General features: G+C 35.3%; 19 protein-coding genes. 12 read left to right on the top strand and 7 right to left on the bottom strand.

Annotated elements, in window-relative coordinates; all coding sequences use genetic code 11:
- Positions 1-55 precede the first annotated feature (55 nt).
- Both DBR39_RS01635 and DBR39_RS01630 read right to left on the bottom strand, forming a co-directional pair.
- The gene (locus tag DBR39_RS01635; protein WP_124530561.1) at positions 56-1,324 is read right to left on the bottom strand and encodes an efflux RND transporter periplasmic adaptor subunit; all 1,269 of its coding nucleotides are present in this window, start codon (positions 1,322-1,324) and stop codon (positions 56-58) included.
- A gap of 3 nt (positions 1,325-1,327) precedes the next feature.
- On the bottom strand, positions 1,328-2,638 hold the full coding sequence (locus DBR39_RS01630; RefSeq protein WP_124530560.1) for a TolC family protein: 1,311 nt from the start codon (positions 2,636-2,638) through the stop codon (positions 1,328-1,330).
- Between the two features lie 227 nt (positions 2,639-2,865).
- On the opposite strand from DBR39_RS01630, the gene DBR39_RS01625 reads away from it, so the two are divergent.
- The 12 genes from DBR39_RS01625 (at position 2,866) to DBR39_RS01570 (ending at position 20,066) form a co-directional block, all read left to right on the top strand.
- Positions 2,866-4,575, top strand: coding sequence for a DEAD/DEAH box helicase (locus tag DBR39_RS01625; RefSeq protein WP_103234411.1), 1,710 nt, complete (start codon positions 2,866-2,868; stop codon positions 4,573-4,575).
- A gap of 150 nt (positions 4,576-4,725) precedes the next feature.
- On the top strand, positions 4,726-5,364 hold the full coding sequence (locus DBR39_RS01620) for a DUF47 domain-containing protein (protein ID WP_109738784.1): 639 nt from the start codon (positions 4,726-4,728) through the stop codon (positions 5,362-5,364).
- Between the two features lie 13 nt (positions 5,365-5,377).
- Complete coding sequence (locus DBR39_RS01615; protein ID WP_103235181.1) at positions 5,378-6,520, top strand: inorganic phosphate transporter; 1,143 nt, start codon at positions 5,378-5,380, stop codon at positions 6,518-6,520.
- Positions 6,521-6,734: 214 nt separating this feature from the next.
- Positions 6,735-7,562: a cell wall anchor protein gene (locus tag DBR39_RS01610; RefSeq protein ID WP_124530559.1), complete on the top strand. Its 828-nt coding sequence runs from the start codon at positions 6,735-6,737 to the stop codon at positions 7,560-7,562.
- Between the two features lie 6 nt (positions 7,563-7,568).
- Positions 7,569-8,663, top strand: coding sequence for a hypothetical protein (locus DBR39_RS01605; RefSeq protein WP_124530558.1), 1,095 nt, complete (start codon positions 7,569-7,571; stop codon positions 8,661-8,663).
- 6 nt (positions 8,664-8,669) lie between these two features.
- Positions 8,670-9,143, top strand: coding sequence for a hypothetical protein (locus DBR39_RS01600; RefSeq protein ID WP_124530557.1), 474 nt, complete (start codon positions 8,670-8,672; stop codon positions 9,141-9,143).
- A 127-nt stretch (positions 9,144-9,270) separates the two neighbouring features.
- Positions 9,271-16,038, top strand: a complete 6,768-nt coding sequence (locus tag DBR39_RS01595) for an FG-GAP-like repeat-containing protein (protein WP_124530556.1) — start codon at positions 9,271-9,273, stop codon at positions 16,036-16,038.
- Positions 16,038-16,604, top strand: a complete 567-nt coding sequence (locus tag DBR39_RS01590; RefSeq protein WP_124530555.1) for a hypothetical protein — start codon at positions 16,038-16,040, stop codon at positions 16,602-16,604. Before DBR39_RS01595 ends, DBR39_RS01590 begins: the two co-directional genes overlap by 1 nt.
- 174 nt (positions 16,605-16,778) lie before the next feature.
- Complete coding sequence (locus tag DBR39_RS01585; protein WP_124530554.1) at positions 16,779-17,750, top strand: polyprenyl synthetase family protein; 972 nt, start codon at positions 16,779-16,781, stop codon at positions 17,748-17,750.
- A gap of 76 nt (positions 17,751-17,826) precedes the next feature.
- Positions 17,827-18,777 (top strand): GSCFA domain-containing protein, encoded by a 951-nt coding sequence (locus DBR39_RS01580; RefSeq protein ID WP_124530553.1) that lies wholly within the window; start codon positions 17,827-17,829, stop codon positions 18,775-18,777.
- Positions 18,778-19,299: a DUF4269 domain-containing protein gene (locus DBR39_RS01575; protein WP_124530552.1), complete on the top strand. Its 522-nt coding sequence runs from the start codon at positions 18,778-18,780 to the stop codon at positions 19,297-19,299. It abuts the gene before it with no gap.
- Positions 19,300-19,304: 5 nt separating this feature from the next.
- Positions 19,305-20,066: a TatD family hydrolase gene (locus DBR39_RS01570; protein ID WP_124530551.1), complete on the top strand. Its 762-nt coding sequence runs from the start codon at positions 19,305-19,307 to the stop codon at positions 20,064-20,066.
- A gap of 64 nt (positions 20,067-20,130) precedes the next feature.
- Here the strand turns inward: DBR39_RS01570 and DBR39_RS01565 are convergent, their stop codons facing one another.
- The 5 genes from DBR39_RS01565 to DBR39_RS01545 form a co-directional block, all read right to left on the bottom strand.
- Positions 20,131-21,435, bottom strand: coding sequence for a DEAD/DEAH box helicase (locus DBR39_RS01565; protein WP_109738787.1), 1,305 nt, complete (start codon positions 21,433-21,435; stop codon positions 20,131-20,133).
- A gap of 182 nt (positions 21,436-21,617) precedes the next feature.
- Entirely contained in the window at positions 21,618-22,109 is a 492-nt protein-coding gene (locus DBR39_RS01560; protein WP_109738879.1) for a DUF6438 domain-containing protein, read from the bottom strand.
- Positions 22,110-22,452: 343 nt separating this feature from the next.
- Positions 22,453-23,436: a GTPase ObgE gene (gene obgE, locus DBR39_RS01555; RefSeq protein WP_103231742.1), complete on the bottom strand. Its 984-nt coding sequence runs from the start codon at positions 23,434-23,436 to the stop codon at positions 22,453-22,455.
- 63 nt (positions 23,437-23,499) lie between these two features.
- Positions 23,500-24,078 (bottom strand): adenylate kinase, encoded by a 579-nt coding sequence (locus DBR39_RS01550; RefSeq protein ID WP_124530550.1) that lies wholly within the window; start codon positions 24,076-24,078, stop codon positions 23,500-23,502.
- A 148-nt stretch (positions 24,079-24,226) separates the two neighbouring features.
- Positions 24,227-24,781, bottom strand: a complete 555-nt coding sequence (locus DBR39_RS01545) for a phosphoribosyltransferase (protein ID WP_103231740.1) — start codon at positions 24,779-24,781, stop codon at positions 24,227-24,229.
- Positions 24,782-24,925 lie beyond the last annotated feature (144 nt).

The following is a 24,925-nucleotide window of genomic DNA, read 5'->3' as shown; positions in this document are numbered from 1 at the left end:
TTGACGGGTTTTATAAAAAGAATTTAAAATTCAAAATCTGAAATTTATAATTTTTTTATCTCGGTCCGCCACCGCCGCCACCGCTGTTTTTGTTGTTTCCGCCACCTCTTCTTTGAGGCATAAAAGGACTTTTAGTCTGTCCTCCGGAAGATTTTTTTGATAAAACCTTATAGCCGGTAATGATATTGTCATTTTTATCCAATCCCGAAACAACCTGTATTTCGGTATCATTATCCATTCCGGTTTTTATTTTTTTACGGGAAATAGTGCTGTCCTTCGCAATAATCCAAACCGCTGCTTCATTTTTCTTTTCAGCTCCCTTGTCTTGTTTTTTCCATTGTCCTTTTTCGTGTTTTTTACCATCGGCAAATGGAGAATTTACTTTGTATTTTTTGATGATCAGGCTGTCTGGTCTAAAGCTGGTTGCAGACACAGGAATTTTCATAATATTGTCTAAAACCTGGGTGTAGATTGTGATATTTGCCGTCATTCCCGGTTTCAGCTTTAAACTGGAATTATCAGCATTGATGATGGTGGTGTAATTGACTACATTCGATGAAACAGTAGGATGGAGGCGTACTTCAGAAACCTGGCCGTCAAATGTTTCATCCGGAAAAGCATCCACCGTAAATGTCGCTTTCTGACCTACTTTTACGTTTCCGATGTCGGCTTCATCTACTGAGGCACGTACCCGCATCTTGGTGAGATCCTTAGCAATACTGAACAGGGTAGGCGTACTGAAGCTGGATGCAACCGTTTGGCCTTCACTTACATTCCTGTTGAGTACGGTTCCGTCTATCGGAGAATAGATATAGGTAAGAGAAAGGTTTTTATTGGCCGTAGAAAGCTGCGCCGTGACAGTGCCCACCTGTGCTTTTGCAATATTGTATTGATTGGTGGCATTGTCAAAATCTGCTTTGCTGATAGCCCCCACTTTGTAAAGCTGAGATTGTCTGTTGATATTGATTTCATTGTAAGCAAGATTACTCTTTGCATTCTGTAAGTTGGCCTGATACTGTTCTGACTGAAATTTTAGAAGATCTGGGTCTAAAGTTGCAAGTAATTCTCCTTTTTTCACCGTAGAATTAAAATCCACATAAATATTTTTGATGATTCCCGACACCTGAGTACCTACAGCAACCGTATCCACAGGCTGTATCGTTCCGGTAGCGGTGATGGAATTTGAAATTTCTCCCATTTCAGGTTTTACTGTTTCCAGCTGGATTTTTATTTCTTTTTCTTTGATGAAGAAAAACCAGACTGCACCCATTGCAATGATGCCGCCCACAACCCAGTACAACCATTTTTTATTCTTTGTTTTCATAGCTTACTTTAGATTTATAGGGTTACCTGCGTAAAATTCGTAGATCTGTTTATTGAGGACTGCAGTGTATTTGGCCTGCAGATAATTCTGGATGGATTGTATATAAAGCAATCTCTGCTGCTGAAGCTGTACGTAATCAATACTTCCGAGCTTCATCTGGGCATTGACGATGTCATAACTTTGTTTGCTGATATCCATCTGTTTGGAGGCAGAATCATATTGTGACAGCGCATTCTGAAGGTTGATGTAAGATTGTTCTATCTGTTGATTGAGAACTGTCTTGGTATTCTGTAAATCAAGATTGGCCTGCTCAATGGCAATTTTTGATTTCTCAATCTGTGTTTTATAAATTCTGTTGTTGTAAATCGGGATTCCAAGGCTTAAACCGATGGGCATATAAAAGTTATTTCCCAGTTGGTTAAAATAATTTCCGTTTCCATTAGAATAGTTCGTTGAAATGTTTCCTACCAGATTCAGTGTGGGCTGGATGGAAGCTTTGGCCATTTTCAGATTCGTATTGGAATTTTCTACATTCAGTTCACTGTATTTTACTTCGGGACGTTGACTTTGTGCTAAGTTTTGAACGTCTTGTAATGATTTTAACTGATCATCTACAATGATGCTGTCGGGTTTTACAATCTGAAAATCATAATTGGAAGGCAGCTGCAGGATTTGTTTTAAATTAACTGTATTGGTTCTTAAATTGTTTTGAGCAGAGGTCAGATTGTACTGATCCTGGGCGACCTGTGACTGAATTTGAAGATAATTTAATTTTGAAAGACTTCCGGCTTTATAGAGCTGATCTCCTTGTTTTAATTGAGTTTGTGTCGTTTTGAGAACATTTTCAAGAGAAATAATATTTTCCTGATTCATCAGAATATTCAGGTAAGCCTGAGTGATATTCAGAGTAATATTGTTCTCTGATTCCTGTACGGACAGATCAGCCATCTGTACCAGAAGATTTTTTGATACCTCATTATTTTTAATGTAACTTGCATGATAAAGGGTCATGGAAGAATTGGCCCCTATATTTTGAGATTGAGCACCGGTCATATGAAGACCATCACTTCCATTGAGGGCAAACAATCCTTGTGAAACGGTTCCGCTGAGGTTGGGATATTTTGCTTCTTTTGCCTGAAGGAGATCCTGCTGGGCAGAATTTTTTGAAAGCCTTAGAGAATTGATAGGAATATTATTCTCCTTTGCATATTCAATACAATTTTCCAGTGTCCAGGAGGATGGATAATTGGGTTTTTGGGCAAATATTTCAAGGGCTATGCATGAGAATATCAAAAAGAAAAATTTGCTTTTCATGGCTTTATTTTTGAAAATTCATAAATAACAAAGAAAAAATCAATCCAATTTAATAAAAAAAAACAATGTTTAACAAGTTTTTAACTTTAAGCTTCTTTTTTTGGATTTAATTTTCCAAAAATTAAAAATATATTAAAAGATTCTGAATTTAAGTTTACATATTTCAAACTTTATTCAAAAACAAGTCAAATATTTATTGTATCTTTGCAAAAATTTTAAAATAGTTAATGAATTTATTTACGGAAACCAATTTAAGTCCTGATATCCTTAAGGCAATTGGCGAACTGGGCTACGAAAGCCCAACAGAAATCCAAAAACAGACTATCCCTTTTATTCTTTCAGATATTCGCGACTTGATCGCACTTGCGCAGACAGGGACAGGCAAAACAGCAGCGTTTTCGCTTCCGATTTTGGATATGATTGACGATACGAGTCGCAAAATCCAATTATTGGTGCTTTGTCCGACACGGGAATTATGTCTTCAGATTTCGAAGGACATAAAGAATTACTCTAAGTACATGAAAGACATCAAAACTACTGCGGTTTATGGTGGAAGTAGTATTGTAGATCAGATGAGATCTTTGAAGGATAAACCACAGATTATTGTGGGGACTCCTGGAAGAGTAATAGATCTTATCAACAGAAAAGCATTAGACTTTTCTGCGATTCATTGGTTAGTATTAGACGAAGCTGATGAAATGCTTTCAATGGGATTCAAGGACGAATTGGAAACCATTCTAAGAGAAACACCGGAAACTAAACAAACTTTCTTATTCTCTGCAACGATGAATAAAGAAGTGGAAAGAATTTCCAAAAATTACCTTACAAAACCACACCGTATTTCAGTAGGTTCTATTAACGAAGTGAAGAAGAACATTACTCACGAATACTATGTTGTAGGGTACCGCCAGAAAAAAGAGGCGTTGAAGAGATTGATCGATGCAAATCCTAATCAGTATTCTATTATCTTCTGTAGAACGAGAATGGAAACTCAGGAGGTAGCAGATTTCTTGATGCAGAACGGTTATGCCGCTGATGCTCTTCATGGTGACCTTTCTCAGGCGCAGAGAGATACAGTAATGAAGAAGTTCAGATTGAAAAACATTGATATTCTTGTAGCGACAGACGTTGCAGCAAGAGGATTGGATGTAAACTCTCTGACTCACGTTATTCACTTCTCTTTACCTGATGATCCTGAAGTATTTGTTCACAGAAGTGGTAGAACAGGTAGAGCAGGAAAAGATGGTATTTCGATGTCTTTAATCAAGCCTGAAGAAAGCAGAAAATTGAAGCAGATAAAATCTGCAACAAAAATTGAAATTCACGAAAAATTCATTCCTACAGGTGAAGATATTATCAAAGCTCAGGTAGGAGGTGTATTCGAAAAATTATTGACGGAGCACGAAGATCTTTTCGAATTTGATGATAGCTTGATCCCGGATTTGAGCAATTTTACAAAAGAAGAATTGGTGCACCAGTTGTTACAATTCCAATTGAAAGATCTTGCTTTATATTACAAAGACAAGCACGATCTTACTGAGCAGAAATTGAGCAGCAGAGACGACGATTACTCAAGAAGAGACCGTGGACGTGATAGAGATAGCAGAGACCGAGACAGAGGTCGTGATAGAGACAGAGGAGATCGCGGAAGAGACAGAGATCGTAGCAGCAAGCCAAGAAGAAAAGATGAAAACATGGTAAGATTCTTTTTCAATCTTGGAAAGAAAGATCATTTGAAGAAGCTTGACGTTTTAGATATTATCAATAAAGCAACTGATGATGGAAAAAGCAAAAGAAGAGCAGAAATCGGTGATATCGAAATCTTAGAGAAATTCTCTTTCTTCGAAGTTGAAAAGTCTTTTAAAGATAATGTTTTGAGCAATATTCAATCTATGAAGTTCAAAGGAAAAGATATGAGAGCTGAAGTAGCAAACTAATCTTTTTTATACCATACAAAACCGGCATTAATGCCGGTTTTTTCATTTGATAATCAGTAGGTAAGCGAATGTTAACAAAACTTAATGTTATATAGTTTCACGTGCAATCCTTTTTTAGGAAATTTGCACTCGAATTATAAATACTAAAAAATGGGAATTGGTAATATTTTCCACGCTTTTCAACCCAAAGATAAAATCTTCTTTGTACTTTTCGAAAAAGTAACTGAAAATCTAGTTGCAATGTCAGAGGACTTCAACGCAGGAATCAAGGATTTCGATCTTAATGACGACTCAATGTTGAAGAAAATGAGCGACTTCGAACACAAGAATGATGAACTTACTCACGAAATTTTCGTAGAATTAGGGAAAAACTTCATTACACCTTTTGACCGTGAGGATATCCACACATTGGCAACAGGATTGGATGATATCGCTGATTATATCTACGCTTCCACAAAATATATTTTCCTGTACAAATCACCTGAGCTGAAGGCTTATTCAGACTTCTCTTTATTGATCCACAAAGCATGTCTTGAAATTCAGAATGCAATGAAAAACCTTAAAGGGTTCAAAAACATGGAGCAGGTGAAAGAAGCTTGTATTAAGGTGAACTCTATTGAGAATATTGCTGACGATTTGCTTTCCAATTCAATGGTAGAATTATTTGAAACCAATGATGCTATCAACATCATTAAAGTTTCATCTGTATTGAACTATCTTGAAATTGTAACTGACAAAGCAGAAGATGTTGCCAATACAATTGAGAACATCATGATTAAATACGCCTAATACATAGCAAAAAATGGAATTTCCGATTTTACTTATAGTTATTATTGCGCTGGCTCTGATCTTCGATTATATCAATGGTTTCCATGATGCAGCCAACTCAATTGCAACTATAGTTTCTACAAAAGTTTTAACTCCATTCCAGGCTGTACTTTGGGCGGCGCTATGGAATTTTGCAGCATTCTTTATTGCTGCTTATATTATTGGAGAATTCAAAATTGGTAATACAATTGCCAAAACAGTTAATGAGAATTTTATCACTCTTGAAGTTATATTTTCAGGTCTTATAGCCGCCATTGCATGGAATCTTTTGACATGGTGGTTCGGGATCCCTTCATCATCATCACATACGCTGATTGGAGGTTTCTTAGGGGCTGCTCTTATGCATGCTTTCATGATGGATTATAATGCAGTAGCTGCAGCACAACCGGAGCTTGGGATGTGGGAGACCATTAAAGAAGCTTTCAGCCAGGTAACTCATCAGGGGGTTGTAAAGTTTGATAAAGTTATTCCTATCTTCCTGTTCATTTTCATGGCACCGATCATAGGGATGATTATCTCAATCATTATTACATTGATTATTGTACACCTTTATAAAAAATCAAATCCACACAAAGCAGACAAATCTTTCAAAAGATTGCAGTTGGTTTCATCAGCACTGTTTAGTTTAGGACATGGTTTGAATGATGCTCAGAAAGTAATGGGAATCATTGGAGCAGCGGTAATTTATTATCACGTTAATATGCTTCAGGATGCACAGTATTTGAATATTCCTTCTGCAGGACGTTTTGACTATTTTGCTCAACACTATATTTGGGTTCCTTTAGTTTCATTTATTGCCATTGCTTTAGGGACAATGAGCGGTGGTTGGAAGATCATCAAAACAATGGGTACCAAGATTACGAAAGTAACTTCATTAGAAGGTGTAAGTGCAGAAACTGCAGGGGCTATTACCCTATTCATTACAGACCACTTTGGTATTCCTGTATCTACTACCCATACAATCACGGGTTCTATCATCGGGGTAGGATTAACGAAGAGAATTTCAGCAGTAAGATGGGGAATTACAGTAAGTCTTCTTTGGGCTTGGGTATTAACAATTCCAATCTCTGCAATAGTAGCAGCAATTACCTATCTTGTGGTAACATTCCTTTTTTAAAAAACAAATCATATAATTATATAAACTTTGTCCATTTGGGCAAAGTTTTTTTTTATAAAAGCCCCAATAAGTCCTTTGGACATTAAATATGATAATTTTTCTCTCAATGTAGATGTATTTGTTATATAATCTTTAATTATAAGACACCAAAAGGTGTTTTCAAAGAAAAAGTGTTAAATTTGCCACCGGAATAAATAAATTAAAACACTATTCAATGAAACGTACATTATTTTTCGTTTTTACTATTGCAACTTCCAGTATTTTCGCACAAAGCTGGAACACTACCGGAAATGCCGGAACCAATCCGTCAAACAATTTTATCGGAACGACAGATAATAATCCAATCGTTTTTAAGCAGAACAATCAGCAGACTTTTAAACTCGATGGTCAGAGTATCAATATCGGAAGTGGAGTTCCGGGAACTGGAAACTTGCAGTTGGCATTATCACCTTGTAACCATTGTTATTCGGGATGGGCCAAACCTAACGATGGTGTGATGAGATTATTAGGTGGGCATAATCTGAATATCCATATGGACAATGATAATGTTATTGATCCCAATTCGGATACCAGTACTCCGAATTCACCAGGAATTTCGAGAGTCCGTTTTTCCGATGCAGTACATAAAAGCTTAATGGTACTTTTCAATACAGGAAAAGTAACAGTGGGAACAGATCAATATGACAATGATTCTAACTTTATTTTTTATGTAAGCAAAGGAATAAAAGCAGAACAAGTAAAAGTTGAAAATCCGGCAGCCAATGGTTGGGCCGACTATGTATTCAAAAAAGACTATAAGCTTCGCTCCTTGGAAGAAGTAGAAAAACATATTTCAGAAAAAGGGCATTTACCCAACATTCCATCTGCTCTTGAAGTCGAGAAAGACGGGATCAATCTGGGGGAAATGGATGCTAAACTTTTAGAAAAAATTGAAGAATTAACGCTTTATTCTATTGAACAAAACAAGCAGTTAAAGTCTCAATCTGAAGAGATTAAAGAATTAAAAACACAAGTACGAAAGCTTCTTTCCACAAAAAAATAAATACTTATGAAAATAAAATTATTATCGATTATCTTATTAGCTTCATCTTTGACTTCTGCACAGTTGTACACTCCATCTGGTACGGTACAAGCTTCATCAAATAATTATATTGGTATCGGAACCAATGCTCCGGAAGGAATCCTTGATATTAATGCTAACAGCAACATTCCTATTATCAGAGGTAATGGAGGTTATATTCCGACTGGATTAAGATTTATTGATGACTCATATACACAACCTGGTCAGGTAAAAGAATGGAGTATCTGGAAAGGAAATACCTTTAATAAAGGGCTGTCATTTATGAGATATGATGCCGTCAACAGATGCGCAGGAGGTATTTGTGATATTCCTTTATTTTTAGCAGATAATGGAAATGTAGGAATTAATACCAGTTCTCCCCAGGAAAAACTTTCTATTCACGGAAAGCATGTAGGATCTACTATTTTATTACATGCTGATAATGATAGCAATGCTCCCGCAGATTTAATGCTTTGGGCTTCTGAACCAGGATTAACTTACTCCGGAGTTGGTATTGGGAATAATATAAGGAATTATGGAAGTGGAGGAGCAAATATGGAAAGGATCAATAGTTCAAAAGGAGGCTCATATATTCGATTACTTGATAATGAAATCAATTTTAATTTAGTATCCGACACAGGAACCAAACAACAACCTCTTACTTTACACGCCAATGGTAATGCATCATTACAAGGCAAATTTGAAGCTAAAGAAATCAAAGTAACCTCAACACCTACGGCAGATTTTGTATTTGATGAGCACTATAATCTTTCCTCCTTAGAAGACATTGAAATGCATATCAAAGAGAAAAAGCACCTTCCGGAAATTGCATCCGCAAAAGTAATGGAAAAAGAAGGGGTAAATGTGGGTGAGTTTCAAATTAAACTTTTACAAAAGATAGAAGAACTTACTCTTTATTCAATTGAACAGAATAAACAACTGAAATCTCATTCACAGGAACTTAAGGCTCAAACAGAAAAAGTTCAGCAACTCCAGGAGGAAAATAAGATTCTAAAGTTGCAGTCCAAAGAAATTAAAGAATTACAAAAGCAAGTACAGCAACTTTTAACTACAAAAAGATAAATGACTATGAAAAGAAAATTACTCTCAGTATTTTCTCTGTTCATCGGCTTTCTTGGCTATTCACAAACTGAAGTTTATTTCAAATATGATGAAGCAGGAAACCAACGATACAGAGGAACCAATACGGCAGGCAAGAAAGCCGATGAGCTTGTACCTAAAGAGATAAAATTACAGGAACAGGCCAAAACCCAGCAGATCCCTGCTATGGATGAAAAAGCTTTCTGGAAACAAATCAGACTATACCCGGTTCCGGTAAATGATTATCTTACTATTGACTGGACAGAAGATGTGGATGGACTTATCGAATCTGTTTCACTCTATCAGCACAGTACTGTTCATTGGAAATTCCAACAGCAGAACATTCCGGGATTAAATCGCCAGGTGAAGATTAATATGACCGGATACGATTGGGGAGTTTATATTCTTCGTTTCACATTAAAAGACGGGAGAGTATTTGGTAGGAATGTAACAAAGAGATAAAAGACAAGAAATTTGATGATTAAAGTATTGAAAGATTTAAAAATAATTCTTTCTCTTTATTCCACAAGATTTCTAACCTTCAGTTCTTATTCATCAATTATTATTTATAAAAAAAACTATTACAACAATGAAATTATTTTCATCATTGATGTTATCCTTGTATTCAGTATGGGGGCTTGCTCAGACCATACTTTACCAGCCAGAATCCACTTCGCGGACGGTTCAGGATCCACAAGCGGTGGTCATGACACAGGGATTTTTTGCCAAATCAGATGTTTCAAATCCTTTTCTGGCCAAAATAGGCCCTGCCACAGATAACCCCGGTGGAGGACCAACAAATTCAAATGCAGGGGTTAATAATCCAAATGGAACTTCATCACCAACAGGTAAAAGTTTCCATGACACAAAAGGAAATGTTGAAGTGGCAGGTGGAGGCCAGCTCCAATTTACTTTACCTATAGCTCTTCCTCCAGGTATAAAGAGTGTAGCTCCTCAAATTAATCTTGTTTACACCAGTGGATCAGGAAACGGTATTGCAGGATACAGCTGGAATTTATCAGGAATAACTTCTATTTCAAGAATTGGAAAAAATATTGATAAAGATGGTGAGCCAAAAGGAATCCAGTTAGATTATTCTGATTATTTTAGTTTCAATGGACAAAGATTGATTCTTAAATCTGGGGAATATGGAAAGGATGGAGCAGAATATGTTACCGAGAAATACTCTAATATTAAAATAAAATCTGTAGGTACCTACGGTATCAACGGACAGGATGCTGGTCCTGCACATTTTGAAGTTACTTTCGAAGATGGCTCACAAGCCTGGTATGGTAAAAACGAAGGAGGATTTAGAGGAAGTGTTGTAGTAACAACCCCTTTAGAATATAATATTGTAAAGTGGAAAGATGCACAAGGAAACTACATTAGCTATAGTTATGAATCAGACTCTGACACCGGAGGATTCAGAAGCTCTAAAAATGTTGTGCGGATATCCACAATAGCATGGGGAGGAAATGAAACGCTAAACAAACCTCATTTTAACTTAATTGAGTTCACTTATAATGACAGAGGTTTAGTAGAAGAATCTTATGTACAAGGATTGAGACATACGCAAAGTAAAATTTTATCAGAAGTTAAAGTCAATTCAAACGGAAGTCAGTTTAAAAGATATGTTATTGACTATGTTAATAATGATACTAAGTATAAATTTGTTAATAAAATAACAGAATATAACGCTAATAATGAGCCTGCAAATCCTATAACTTTTGAAAATGAATCATCACCCCAGTCATCAAATATGTTTAATCAGAATTCCAGATTTGATGAAATTTATGGAGAAGGTGTTATTTCAGGAGATTTTAATGGTGATGGAAAATTAGATTTTGTAAAAAAGAATACATTAATGCTTAGCAGGCTTGATGGAAATTCAACATTTTTCACCGTACAGTATGCAGGAACACCTGTATCAAAAGGATCTTTTTTGAAGAACGGAAAGTTTAGCCCAAAAGATGTTTTGTATACCTTATCTGATAATGAACCGGATGGAAAAACCAGACTGAAAATGTATGATTTTAATGGGACTAACTTTGAAGAGATCAGCTCTAAAGAGTTAGACTTCTCACCATATAATTTCGGTAGTACTACAGGATATACTCCTATATATGGTGTATCTAATCCATTAGTGGCAAGTACTTCTACTTTAAAATTTCTGGAAGGAGATTTCAACGGCGATGGAATATCGGAGTTTATTATTTCTACCTTAAAAATGGTACAGGAGGAAATATGGGGACAGGACTGGAACGGATATCCTGAGCTTCAGGGAGCCGAAATTATTGGGAATGAAATTTTTGATTTTTATTTTGATCCGTTGTCAGGAACTCTAAAAAGAGTAAATCTGCCTTTAAGTGATTACAGTAAATATATAGGACCATATTTATTTACCGATCAATGGTATTATAAGCCAGTTCCGATTGGGGATTTTGATGGAGATGGGAAAACAGATCTGATCAGCCTTCTTAATGGAACCAAGGTATATTCTTTAAATAATGCTACAAAGGAGTTTGAACTGAAAGTACAATCACCGGCACAGATTTCAGTAAGAGGAGTTGCTTTACTGGGGGATTTTAATGGTGATGGAAAGACCGATGTGATGTCTCCGGTAGCGGAAGATTCGTCAGATTGGAAAATGTTTGTTTCTACTGGTAAAGGCGTTTTAGAATATTATTATTCAAATCTTACACTCTATAAACCTGAACATACCGGTGCACCTACTAAACGAAGAAAAACATTAAGAAATTACTTTACACCTGACCTGAATAAAGACGGGAAAAGTGATTTCCTTCACTTTCAGTCTGAAGTTTGGTTCAGAGAATGGGCAATTAATAACCCAGATTCCAGCTACGGATTCGTTTATTTCAGAAATGATGGAGTTGACAGTTCCGGAAAACCGATCTTTACCACTGCATACAACCTTGCTTCTAAGGAAGAAACATCATGGGGAGATAAGAACGATGAAGATATTAACTATTCTAATTATGGAGAGCATTACTTTCCACTCATAGGAAGCTTCCGGCTTTCACAGCTCAATACTGATTTTGCTATTATCCATAAAACTAAACTTATCACATGGGATTTAGGAGGTAAGCTGGATAAAATGGCAAGAATAAAGTCCATTACACAAGGAAGCATCAAAACAGATATAGAATATTCTCCTCTGATCAACGAAGGAAATATTTACAAATCTTATCTGGATACCAATCCTGTAAGTTATCCTTATATCAATGTTAGAGAAAACCTGAATTACTATGTGGTTTCTAAATTGGTTCAGGATCAAAGAAAGCAGGAATTCAGATACAGGGATTTAATTGGTCATTTAAATGGTAAAGGAATGATTGGCTTTAGACAAACGGCCCAATCAACATTTTTTGCCAATGGTTTTGAAAATACAAAAATCTGGACTGGTTCAGAAATTACTCCTTTAAATGAAGGTCTGCCTTATAAAGATTGGTCTATCAGAACAGTTGATGAAAATAAAATTTTCCCGGCAGATGTTTCTGAGAATAATACCCAGTTATTGTCATTTAAACAATATGATTATAAAATTGACAAACTTCTCAATGGGCAGGTTGTAACAACAGCTGTAGCTGATGCCAATAAGGATAAAGTAATCACAGCTATTGTTCCTGGTAATACAAAATCTAAGGATTTCTTAACCGGAACAGTGATAACCGGAAATGTGATTTATGGAGATTATTATCTTCCAAAACAAAGTATTTCTAATGTTAATAATGGATTAGCAATAACCACCTCTACATTTGACTATTATCATAATCCGTCTGGAATTGGTGCAAATTACTATATAGGCCGCCCAAAATTAAAAGATAATGTAACTCATGCATATGGTGATAGCAAAGCCAGTAAAGAGGAATATAACTATGACAGTAATTTATTAAAAACTTTAAAAACCTGGAATAGAGATAACACCGCTTACTTACTTGAAACCTATAATTATGACAGCTTTGGGAATCTTACTGAAAAGACAATCACAAACAGTACTGATTCGCAAACACAAACTACTAAAACAGGTTATGAACCACAGGGTAGGTTTGTAAATAAAAAAACCGATAACCTTGGGTTGATTACCCAAATTGAATATAATAATTGGGGACAGGTTTTAACTCAAACGGATCCTTTTGGAAACACTTTAGAAAATACATATGATAAGTGGGGGAAACTATTGACTTCTAAGAATAATTTAGGAGGAATGACAACTTATCAATATGAAAGGGATGATAATTCTAATATTATTAGTACTGAATACAACCCTGATGGAGGTATTTCAAAAAAATACACCAATAAACTGGGGCAGGAGTATAAGATATCCACGAAAGCTTTTGGCCAGGGACAATATGTATCTCAGGGAACCCAATATGATGTATTAGGACGAAAAACAATGGAATCTGATCCTTATTTTGAGGCACAGGGAGCTGGTTTATGGAATGTTATTGTTTATGATGATTCAGTATTTCCTGCTAAGGCTACTGCTACTGGATCGAACGGAAAGCAGACTGAAACGCTTGTTTCAGGATCTACAACCACAATAAAAGAACTCAATGGGTATCAGAGAACTACTTCTAAGATTTCTGATGCGTTAGGAAATGTAATTTCAAGCACGGATAAAGGAGGAACAATACAGTTTGTTTATAATGCCGCAGGTGAACAGATAAAAGCTCAGTATGGAGAAAATATTGTAACAACCCAATATGATGGATGGGGAAGAAAGTCTGAATTTAATGACCCATCTAATGGGATCTATAAATATGAATATGATGGATTTGGACAGCCCAAAAAGATCATAAGCCCTAAAGGAATTAAAGAATATACATATAACAATTTAGGACAACTTATTTTAAATAAAGAACTTTCAGTAGTTGATGCCGGCAAAGCAACAAATAAGACAATATCTTTTATCTATGATGACAAAGGAAGGTTGACTTCAAAATCCGGAACTTCGAACGGAATGCCATATAGTTCTGCCATTGCTTATGATCCTCAAGGAAGAATAGTATCATCTTCAGAAAGCAGCAATGGGAAATACTTTATTCAGAAAGGAATTACATACGATGATAAAGCAAGAGTGATTTCCTATGAAAAGCAGCTGTATTCTTCTGGTGTTTTGACGAAAGTACAAATAGAAAATGTCTACAGCACATGGAATGGTGAGTTGTATCAGATAAAAGACAAAAATTCTGGGAAAATATTATCTCAGCTTAATGAAACGAATGCCAAAGGCCAGATTCTGAAAGCTAAATTAGGAGCTGCAGAGATGACAAATACTTATGATGCCAACGGTTTTTTAAGTACGACTAATCACTCTTCAGCAGCTAAGCCAAGTATCTTACAAATTTCTTATTCTTTTGATGCTATTAAAAATGAACTAAAAAGTAGAACTACTGGTGGGGATTTTAATATTGTTGAGTCTTTTGATTATGATGGAAATAACCGATTGATCAATTGGACAAATCCTGTTACAGGAATAAAACCTACAACAAATAGAAATGTATATGATGTTAAAGGTAGAATTGTAGAAAATGATCAGGTAGGTAAAATTAAATTTGAAAACTCTTCTAAGGTTTATCAGTCTACCGGCATGACTCTTAATGCTGCAGGGACACAAAATTACAACAATGATTTGATTCAAAATATTGTTTATAATGAAAACAATGATCCTGTGTTTATTGACGGAATGAAGGGAGATGTTGCTTTTCAGTACGGTCTGACAGACATGAGACAAAGAGTTACTTATGGAGGTAATTTCAATCCTGATGGAGAAGGTAAGTTTACAAAATATTACAGTGAAGACGGGAGCTATGAAATATTGAAAAATAATGCTACAGGTAAAGAAAAACATATTTTGTATATCGGAGGAACACCCTATGAAAGCAATATTGTATTTCTAAAAGATTTTACAGAGAGTGTTGGATCTTATAAGTTTTTGCATAAAGATCATTTAGGAAGTATTTTGGCAATAAGCGATGAAGCAGGAAATAAATTAGAGCAAAGGCATTTTGATGCATGGGGCAACTTCACTCATTTGCAAATAGGTAATGGCCCGGTTGTTACAGATAAGAATACGATCGACAATTCTTCTCTACTGATAGATCGTGGGTATACCAGTCATGAATATTTTGCAGAAGTAGGAATCATTCATATGAATGGAAGATTATACGATCCATTATTAAGAAGGTTTTTAAATGCTGATGAAAATATTCAGGATCCTTATAATACCCAGAATTATAATAAGTATGGGTATGTAATGAATAATCCACTTTTATACAATGATCCAAGTGGAGAATTTATTTGGTGGGTACCGGCAGTAGTGGCTATAGTTTCAGAGTTTTTTACTATGTATTATACCCAGACTCCTTTTGATCCAATGCGTTTTGCTGGTAGTTTGGCCATGTCATATGCAAGTGCCGGATTTGCCGGACAGATAGGAGATGTATTTAAAATTGCATCAGTAATTAATACTTTGGGACCTACCGGAACTATTCTGGCCAGAGCGGGAGCTCATGCTTTAACGCAGGGACTCTTATCTTATGTACAAGGAGGGAACTTTTGGAGTGGTGCATTAAGTGGTGCTTTCTCTAGTGCGTCTAGTGATTTATTAGAAATGGCAACAAATCATGTAGGATCAAATAATATCCTGAGAAGTGACGGTTTTGCTTTATTTAATGGAGCTGTAAGTGGCGGTGTAGGTGCTGTACTGGGAGGCGGAAACTTCTGGATGGGAGCCGGACAAGGACTAATTGTAACAGGATTTAATTTCCTTGCTCATAAGATTGAAGAAAATAATTTAATCCGAAAAGCTTTTGATGATCCTGATGGAAAACCGGCCGAGAATATGGAATGTGTGCAAGAGGCATATGGTAAAGTTAAAAAATTGTTTACAAAATCCATGTTAGCCGCAGTAAAAGCCGTTCCTATCAGTGATATTAAGTTAGACTTAGAAAATACGGGTAATCCGAATGATGACTTTGCGGCCGATACACGATGGGGAGAAAAAACCGTTTTTACCACTAAAGGAGTAAAAGGTAAAGTATTAAGTGTTGAAATATCAGGAAAAATAGTAATAACTTTGTTTAAAGGTTCTTTTTCTAGTTGGGTAAATTTAGGAAAAAGTATATTGCATGAATATTACCATGTAGCTGATATGAGATCACAGGCATATAAAACACAATATATTAAGACAGTGAATACTTATAAAGATGTTGAAACAATAACAGGTAGTTTAACTGATTGGTCTGAAGGCAGAGCATTTAAATTTATTTTTAGTCTTGGTGATACAACAAGTGTATACAAAGATTATAAACATTTATATCATAAAAAGAAATAATGAGAACATTATGTTTAATTTTAATAAGTAATTTGCTATTTGCTCAATCTTTAAGTATTAATGCAAAACAATTAAATCTGTCAAAAATTTTAGTGAGTATTAAAAATACAAGCCAAACTGAAACGATTAAACTAATAGCAGATGATAGAGCTTTAGTATACTCTTGTGATTATAAAAACAGATGGCCATCACCTGGTAATTTTGCAAGATTAGCGATTTGTTTTGAGTATCCGAAAAACTATAATTATTACTCTAATATTGTACCCATGAGGCAAAGAGAAAAGATGTACGGAATAGATCAGAATCTCACTGCTTCAGAATATATGACCCAGAATATAGTTGAGATTAAACCTCTTGAGAAAAAAGAAATCATTTATAACGTTTCTGATTTTAATAATAGTTTAGTCTTTAAGAAAAAGAAAAAATTTACAGTAAGACCCAAGATTATATATTTTGGAGAGCAAATAGAAAAATATAGAAACTCTTCAGAGGTAAAAGAAAAATATTTCAATAAAAATATTTTTTCTAATACTTTTGACCTGACAACTTATTTTTTTAAACCATAAATAGTCAATATTGGGATTTATTCTCAAAATCAAGCCCCCTTATGATCATCATAAGGGGGCTTTTATAATGAATACTCCGCAAAATTTGTAACATTAAAAATTCTGGCGAAACGATGAGTTTTTTATTTTATAAAGCCTTGAAAAGTCGTATTTTTGTTCAAATTATAAGATTTTATGGAATTTTTAGACAGATACCAGCAGATTGTTGCAGATGCCATCACTAAATATACTTTTAAAGATAAGCCTTCGGAGTTATATGACCCGATGAACTATATTATTTCCCATGGTGGGAAGCGTCTTCGTCCTATTATGGTGCTTATGGCTTGTGAGATGTTCGGTGGAGATCTTAAGCAGGCAATCAAGCCAGCATTGGCTATTGAGTTTTTCCATAATTTTACGCTGATCCACGATGATATTATGGATGAAGCTCCTTTAAGAAGAAATAAGCCTACCATTCATACTTTACATGGTCTGAATGTGGGAATTCTTTCCGGAGACGGACTGATGCTTAAAGCTTATAAATTTTTTGAAGATCTTGAACCTGAAATCTTCAAAGCATGTATCAGAATTTTTACTCACACAGGACTTCTATTATGTGAAGGACAGCAGTATGATATCAATTTTGAGACTCAGAAAGATGTTACTTTCGACGATTATATCAGAATGATTACTTATAAAACAGGAGTTCTGAGTGCTTCTTCATTTGAGATCGGAGCTTTGATTGCAAAAGCTGATTTTAAAGATGCCAAAGCCATTTTCAACTTTGGAAAGCACATCGGAATTGCATTCCAGATCATGGATGATTATCTTGATGTATTTGGTGATCAGGCACAGTTTGGAAAAAAACATGCCGGGGATATCTACGAAAACAAAAAAACAGTTCTGTATCTGCTGGCAAGAGAACATGCTACTGATGAAGAAAGAAAAGAACTGGATTACTGGTATTCTAAAAAGACTGAAAACGTTGATAAGGTTTATGGAGTAGAAAAGATTTTCAGAAGAACGAAAGTAGATGATAAAGCTTTACGTCTGATTGAAAAACATAATGAAATCGGGCAAAGCTATCTTCAGAAAATAGATGTTCCGGAAGAAAAGAAAAAACCTTTTATCGAACTGGCAAATTATTTGTTGAGAAGAGAAAGTTAATATAGGGAGCGGATGGTAGGTGGCAGGTAGCAGCAATTTACCTGCAACCTATTTCCCGCAGCCTAATACCCATACAATGAAATTCAGAACAGAAGTTGATATTCCGGCATCAGAAAACAAGATTGAGATTGAAGATAAAATATTTTCAATAGGTTCATGTTTTGCCTCTGAAATGACTGATCTATTGCAAGACGGGCAGCTTCAGACCCTCAATAATCCTTTTGGGACGATTTTTAATCCTTTTTCCATCAATAACGCGGTAAATAGATTGCATGATTCTGCGTTTTATGCAGAAGAGGAACTGATCATCTACAACGAAGAATATATTTCTCTGGATCATCACACCAGTTTTGATACCCGGTATATCCATCAGACCTTAGATAAAATTAATGGAGATATTGAAGCTGGAAATGCTTTTCTTCAGGAAGCAGACTGGATTATCATTACGTACGGTTCTTCATTTATCTATGAGTTTCTACCTAAGAATAAACTGGTTGCCAACTGCCACAAAATTCCGCAGAAATTCTTTGAAAAAAGACTGCTTTCCCATCAGGAACTGACAAGCTCAATATATCAGACGATTCTGGATCTTAAAGATATTTGCAAAGAAGGAGTACAGATCCTTTTTACCGTTTCACCTGTAAGGCATACCAAAGATGGAATGGTTGAAAATCAGTTAAGTAAATCCAAACTGATCACTGCTATTCATGAGTCTATTTCCATGTTTGAAGACTGTCATTATCTGCCTGTCTATGAGATATTAATGGATGATCTCCGCGATTACCGTTTTTATAAAGAAGACATGATTCATCCCAGTACCCAGGCGGTTAATTATATTTTTGAAAAATTTGGAAATGCCTACTTTTCAGTAGATACTCAGAATTTTATCAAAGAAAACTTCAAGATCATGAAGGCTCTGGAACATAAAACCAGTGACAAAAAAGATCCAAAGTTTATCGAATTCAGAGAGAAACTGGATCAAAGAATTGAAAACCAGCGTAAAAAGGTAAAACATAAAATATTCTAAATGCTTGATTTTACCAGAATTGACTATCTGAAAGACGGAAATGAAAGACAGAAAAAGGCCTACGAAATTCTTACAAAGCATCGTGTTTTTGAGAAATTGAAGTATTATTCTCCAATTTTAGCAGGAACTGTTCCTATTGAAATTGATATTGAAGGAAGTGATCTGGATATTATTTTTGAGGTGGATTTAAGATTTGAAGAAGACTTTCTGGATGATTTAATGTTTAGCCGGTTTATTCCTTACGATGTGGGCGTTGAATATCCTATCGTAAATGGTGAAAAATGTCTTACACTAAATTTTATACTGGAAGGTTTTCCCATTGAAATTTTCGCACAAAATAAACCTACAACACAGCAAAACGCATATCTTCATATGGTTGCTGAATACAAAATATTACAGGAAAAAGGAGAAGAATTTAAACAAAAAATAATAGAACTTAAAAAACAAGGAATAAAAACAGAACCCGCTTTCGGAATGTTGCTGGGACTTGAAAATCCTTACGAAGATCTATTGAAATTTTAAATAAAATGATTGATACACATACACATCTATACGCGGAAGAATTTGATGAAGATAGAAAAGAAGCTATTCAGAGAGCTCTAGATAAAGGAATTACAGAATTTTATCTTCCTGCCATCGACTCAGAATCTCATGAGAAAATGCTGCAATTGGAAACAGAATACCCGGGACAGATTTTTTCAATGATGGGATTACACCCATGTTATGTAAAACCCGAATCATGGGAAAAAGAGCTTGAGATCGTAAAAAATTACCTTGATCAGAGACATTTTCCTGCGATAGGGGAGATCGGAATCGACCTGTATTGGGATAAAACAACATTGGATATTCAGGTGAAAGCTTTTGAACAGCAGATTGACTGGGCGATAGAAAAAGACCTTCCGATCGTGATTCATACAAGAGAAAGCTTTGATGAGACATTCGAGGTCTTAGAAAGAAAAAAACATCCAAAGCTGAGAGGAATCTTCCATTGTTTTTCAGGAAATCTGGAACAGGCACAACACGCCATCGACCTTAATTTCATTTTAGGAATTGGTGGAGTAGTAACCTTTAAAAATGGGAAAATAGATCAGTTCCTGAATGAAATTCCGTTGGATAAAATTGTTCTGGAAACAGACTCACCTTATTTGGCTCCGGTTCCCCACAGAGGAAAAAGAAACGAAAGCTCTTATCTTGATCTCGTAGCCGGAAAGCTGGTAGATATTTATGGAAAAGACTTTTCTGAGATAGACCGTATCACAACGGACAATGCAAAGAATCTTTTTAAATAATAAAAAGTTTTAAACTTTAAGACAAATAAAAATCCCTTTTCAGTTTTTGAAAAGGGATTTTTATTTATTTTTTTCTTGTGAAATTCTTATTCTTAGGCTTTTTTAACCCCGTTGAAGATGTTGAAGCGGATGGCTTCTTACGGTTGTTATTGGGCCTGGAATTGCTGCTGTTGGAGGTTCTTGGTCTATCTCCGCCCTGAGCAGGTTTGTTGTTAGAATCCCTTTTCTGGGCAACCAGATTGTCCGTATGGAAAGGATGTTCTTTGATGACAGAAATTTTCTTTCCGATCAGTTTTTCCGTATTCTTTAAATTCAAAAGATCAAGCCCGTCTACAAAAGATATAGAATTACCTTCAGCTCCGGCTCTTCCTGTTCTTCCGATTCTGTGTACATACGTTTCTGAAACATCAGAAAGCTCAAAATTGATCACGAACTTCAATTCATCAATATCAATTCCTCGTGCTGCAATATCTGTGGCAACAAGAATTCTTGTTTTTCCGGATTTAAAGTTGTTCAAAGCATTTTGTCTCGCATTCTGAGATTTATTACCGTGAATGGCTTCAGCAGAAATATTGTCTTTCTGAAGTTTTCTGGCAATTTTATCAGCACCATGTTTCGTTCTTGAAAATACAAGTACCGAATCTGAAATATCATTTTCAAGAATGTGGGTCAATAAATCCAGTTTATTTTCTTTTTCAACAAAATAAACTGACTGTTTGATCGTATCTGCCGTAGAAGAAACAGGAGTAACCTCTACTTTTACTGGATTATTAAGGATAGAATTTGCCAGTTTCTGAATTTCTACCGGCATCGTTGCTGAGAAAAATAAAGTCTGTCTTCTTTGTGGTAAAAGTTTGATGATTCTTTTTACATCATGTACAAATCCCATATCAAGCATTCTGTCTGCTTCATCTAGAACAAAGATTTCAAGATTTTTCAAACTGATGATTCCCTGAGCAATAAAGTCAAGAAGTCTTCCTGGTGTTGCTACCAGAATATCAATTCCTTTTCTTAGAGCAGCTTCCTGATTTCCCTGCTTTACTCCTCCAAAGATAACGAGTTGTTTTAATGGAAGATATTTACCGTAAGCATTAATGTTTTCCTCAATCTGAATCGCCAATTCTCTGGTAGGCGTAAGGATTAATGCTTTTATATGTTTATTGGGAATTTTATTTTTGGATAAATTCTGTAGAATAGGAATAGAAAAAGCAGCAGTCTTTCCTGTTCCCGTTTGTGCACATCCTAAAAAGTCTCTGCCTTCTAAGATATCGGGAATAGATCTTTCCTGGATAGGAGTAGGAGTCGTGTATCCCTGCTCCTGGATTGCTTTTGCAATAGGTTCTATTAAGTTTAAGTCTGTAAAATTCAAATGAATTATTTTAAAATTTTAAATAAAAATTCCTTCAGTCTGAAAGAATTACATTTTGCAAAGGTAGTTTAAAAAAAATTAAAAATTTTATTCCTCTTTTTAAGCCTTGTTTATCATAAAAAAATAATTCCCCCAGAAGAAGGAATTATTGCACAAAAATAATCTAAATATTTTTAAATGGCCTATTGTATCTTAGTCCATTCCTGATTCTTTCTCAGATCCTCAAAAAAATGATACACTTCCGAAAGCTTTTCACTTCCGCGTTTTCCATAATCTTCCACATTTTTTGAAGTGCCGTCTGCAAAATTGATTCTTAAGTAAGAAGTGGGAAGATCTGTAATATTTTTTGTTCCGTATTTGTCATTTAGACTTTTCACATTCAAGCCATCCAGCAGGCTGATCAGTTTATTATAATCTTTTTCTTTGATAGTACCTTTAAAAGTTCCTTCACGAGGTTTGGAAAACTCATCTTTTGAAGGTTTATCATTAAAATTAAAGTGTTCTGCTTCAAAAACCGCAGTTCTGTCCGGATTGATGGTCATTTTAAAAACAGGACAGAATCCAAAGCATGGACTCGCCTGATACTCAATTTTAGTATATTTTGAATTTACTTTTTGAGAAGTTGTACAAGATGTTAAAAATACAAATGCACAAATGGCTAGCAAATATTTCATAGTTTTTTTCAATTTGAAAGGATGTCCCAATAATTGTTCCAAAAGATAAGATCTTCTTTTGTTTTTATGTTAAATATAAAATGACAAATCTATTTAAATTTTTATTTGAACCATTAAGATTAGATGAAGATGTTAAGGGCATTAAGAATAAGCTCCGCTTTAAGCTTAAAAATCAGAATGATTCATCTTAACTATACTTTATTTCTTAATGGTTTAAAATATTGGATGGTAGAAAAATACGGTTAGTTTTATAAAGAAAAACAGCCTCAGGTTCTTCCAAGGCTGTTTTTTATGATGCAGTTACATTTTTTGCGAAATATAACTGATGAATCAATGTGTTTTTCTATCCGTGCAATTGTTTCCAGATAGCATCCTTAAGTTCCATAAGCCCTTCTCCGGTAACACCAGAGAAAAATAATGGTTGCTTATTTTCCGGGAATTCTGCTGCGATTTCCTTTTTAAGCTCATCATCCAAAAGATCGGATTTTGAAACGGAAACAATGAAGTCCTTATCCAAAAGTTCAGGATTGTACTCTTTCAGCTCATTTTCCAGAATTTTAAATTCATTGAAATGATCTTCAGAATCAGAAGGAATCAAAAATAACAGGATAGAGTTTCTTTCAATATGTCTAAGGAATCTGTGCCCTAAACCTTTTCCTTCCGCTGCCCCTTCAATGATCCCGGGAATATCAGCCATTACAAAAGATTTATAATTTCTGTAATCCACGATTCCAAGGTTAGGAGTCAGGGTTGTAAAGGCATAATTAGCAATTTTTGGTTTTGCTGCAGAGACAGAAGCTAAAAGTGTAGATTTTCCTGCATTGGGAAACCCAACAAGTCCTACATCCGCCAAAATTTTAAGCTCGAAAACAACATAGCCTTCTTCGCCATCCATTCCGGGTTGAGCATATCTTGGAGTCTGATTGGTAGAGGATTTGAAATGTTCGTTTCCTTTTCCTCCTTTTCCTCCTTGCATCAAAATAATTTCCTGCTTGTCCTCAAGGATTTCTCCGATAATTTCACCTTCTTCATTTTTAGCGATACTCCCAATAGGAACATCGATATAAATATCAGAACCGTCAGCTCCGGTCAGCTGGTTTTTTGCTCCGTTTTCACCACGTTCAGCTTTTATGTGACGGGTATATCGAAGTGGAAGTAAAGTCCATTCCTGAGCATTTCCTCTCATGATGACGTGTCCGCCACGACCACCGTCACCTCCGTCAGGACCTCCTTTAGGAATATACTTTTCACGGCGAAGGTGGGCAGAACCAGCACCTCCGTGTCCGCTTTTACAATGGATTTTTACGTAATCTACAAAGTTAGACATATAGTTTGTGTTGCGAGCTGCAAGCTGGGGGATAAAATTTGAATCCCGTAACCCGAATCTCGATTATTTAATTTTCTCTACTTCAGCGAAAAGCTTTTGGGAAATCTCATTGATTTCACCTACGCCATTTACTTCTACATATTTCCCCTGCTGCTTATAAAGCTCGGCTACTTCCGCTGTTTTAGTATAATATTCTTTTATTCTGTTTTCGATGATCTCTACATTGCTGTCGTCTGATCTTCCGCTGGTTTCACCTCTTTTCAGAAGTCTTTCAACCAAAATTGTATCCTCTACTACCAATGAAAGACAGATGTCGATCTTATCATTCAGTACTTCTTTAACGATATTTTCCAAAGCTTCCGTCTGAGCAGTAGTTCTTGGATATCCATCAAAAATAAAACCGTTGGTATTGGTAGGCTTTTTGATCTCATCGATCAGCATATCTGTTGTTACCTGATCCGGAACCAATTCTCCCTTATCGATGTATGACTTAGCCAGTTTTCCAAGTTCAGTGTCATTTTTCATATTGTATCTGAAAAGATCACCTGTTGAAACCTGTTTTAAATTGAATTTCTCGATTAGATTTTGAGCTTGTGTTCCTTTTCCACTTCCTGGAGGGCCGAACAGAACAATGTTTATCATAATTTTGATACGCTTGGACAATTGGCATTTTGCTTCCGGCTCATGGCTTTTGGCGGTTGCTTTTTGCTTTCAGCTTTTTTAAGTTATTATTAAATTTATTTCTTTATATAATTTAAGCTAAAAGCTATCAGCTAATAGCCAACAGCACTTAATGGTTGATTTGTCCGTCTTCCAACTGATATAAATTGGGAAGGTTCCTTCCTAATTCATCATAATCAAGTCCGTATCCAAGTACAAATTTATTAGGTATTTCTTTCCCGATATAATCCAGTTTGAAATCTTTCTTGTAAATCTCAGGTTTCAATAGGAAACTTGCCAGTTTTACAGATTTAGGACGTTGTGTTTCTTTAAAATATTTGAAAAGACTCTCAACGGTGTTTCCTGTATCTACAATATCTTCTACAAGAATGATGTGACGGTCTCTTACATCCTTAGTCAATTCCATTTTCTGGTAAACGATCCCTGTAGATTCAGTTCCTACATAAGAACTCATTTGAATAAAGGCAATTTCGCATTCCCCTGGGTAATATTTTAAAAGATCCGAGAAGAACATAACAACCCCATTTAAAACACCAATGAAAACAGGAACTTCATCCTTGTAATCTTCATAAATTCTTAACGCTGTCTCTTTTACAATTTCCTGAATTTCGGTATCCGTTAAATAAGGAACGAAATTTTTGTCGTGAACTCTAATGCTATCCATAAAATTTTTAGTAGGAGGCAAAGTTACGGATTTTTGAATTTTGAATAAAATCTTTTTGTGTTTAATCCTTGATTTGTGCTATCTTTGTTCTTTCAAAACCCAAAAATACAGACATGTAGGATATAATTTCTTTCAGATTTGATC

Origin of the sequence: Chryseobacterium sp. KBW03, assembly GCF_003852415.1 — a bacterium.
In the GTDB taxonomy this organism is placed as follows: domain Bacteria; phylum Bacteroidota; class Bacteroidia; order Flavobacteriales; family Weeksellaceae; genus Chryseobacterium; species Chryseobacterium viscerum.
The sequence above is the reverse complement of the archived record's forward strand: the minus strand, read 5'-3'. Positions and strand labels throughout refer to the sequence as shown.

Bases quoted from the DNA above. Each gene is read 5' to 3' on its own strand.
- DBR39_RS01635 (WP_124530561.1), bottom strand. From the start codon at position 1,324: ATGAAAACAAAGAATAAAAAATGGTTGTACTGGGTTGTGGGCGGCATC.
- DBR39_RS01625 (WP_103234411.1), top strand. From the start codon at position 2,866: ATGAATTTATTTACGGAAACCAATTTAAGTCCTGATATCCTTAAGGCA.
- DBR39_RS01570 (WP_124530551.1), top strand. From the start codon at position 19,305: ATGATTGATACACATACACATCTATACGCGGAAGAATTTGATGAAGAT.
- DBR39_RS01545 (WP_103231740.1), bottom strand. From the start codon at position 24,781: ATGGATAGCATTAGAGTTCACGACAAAAATTTCGTTCCTTATTTAACG.
- DBR39_RS01550 (WP_124530550.1), bottom strand. From the start codon at position 24,078: ATGATAAACATTGTTCTGTTCGGCCCTCCAGGAAGTGGAAAAGGAACA.
- DBR39_RS01610 (WP_124530559.1), top strand. From the start codon at position 6,735: ATGAAACGTACATTATTTTTCGTTTTTACTATTGCAACTTCCAGTATT.
- obgE (WP_103231742.1), bottom strand. From the start codon at position 23,436: ATGTCTAACTTTGTAGATTACGTAAAAATCCATTGTAAAAGCGGACAC.
- DBR39_RS01615 (WP_103235181.1), top strand. From the start codon at position 5,378: ATGGAATTTCCGATTTTACTTATAGTTATTATTGCGCTGGCTCTGATC.
- DBR39_RS01560 (WP_109738879.1), bottom strand. From the start codon at position 22,109: ATGAAATATTTGCTAGCCATTTGTGCATTTGTATTTTTAACATCTTGT.
- DBR39_RS01575 (WP_124530552.1), top strand. From the start codon at position 18,778: ATGCTTGATTTTACCAGAATTGACTATCTGAAAGACGGAAATGAAAGA.
- DBR39_RS01590 (WP_124530555.1), top strand. From the start codon at position 16,038: ATGAGAACATTATGTTTAATTTTAATAAGTAATTTGCTATTTGCTCAA.
- DBR39_RS01595 (WP_124530556.1), top strand. From the start codon at position 9,271: ATGAAATTATTTTCATCATTGATGTTATCCTTGTATTCAGTATGGGGG.
- DBR39_RS01620 (WP_109738784.1), top strand. From the start codon at position 4,726: ATGGGAATTGGTAATATTTTCCACGCTTTTCAACCCAAAGATAAAATC.
- DBR39_RS01630 (WP_124530560.1), bottom strand. From the start codon at position 2,638: ATGAAAAGCAAATTTTTCTTTTTGATATTCTCATGCATAGCCCTTGAA.
- DBR39_RS01600 (WP_124530557.1), top strand. From the start codon at position 8,670: ATGAAAAGAAAATTACTCTCAGTATTTTCTCTGTTCATCGGCTTTCTT.
- DBR39_RS01585 (WP_124530554.1), top strand. From the start codon at position 16,779: ATGGAATTTTTAGACAGATACCAGCAGATTGTTGCAGATGCCATCACT.
- DBR39_RS01605 (WP_124530558.1), top strand. From the start codon at position 7,569: ATGAAAATAAAATTATTATCGATTATCTTATTAGCTTCATCTTTGACT.
- DBR39_RS01580 (WP_124530553.1), top strand. From the start codon at position 17,827: ATGAAATTCAGAACAGAAGTTGATATTCCGGCATCAGAAAACAAGATT.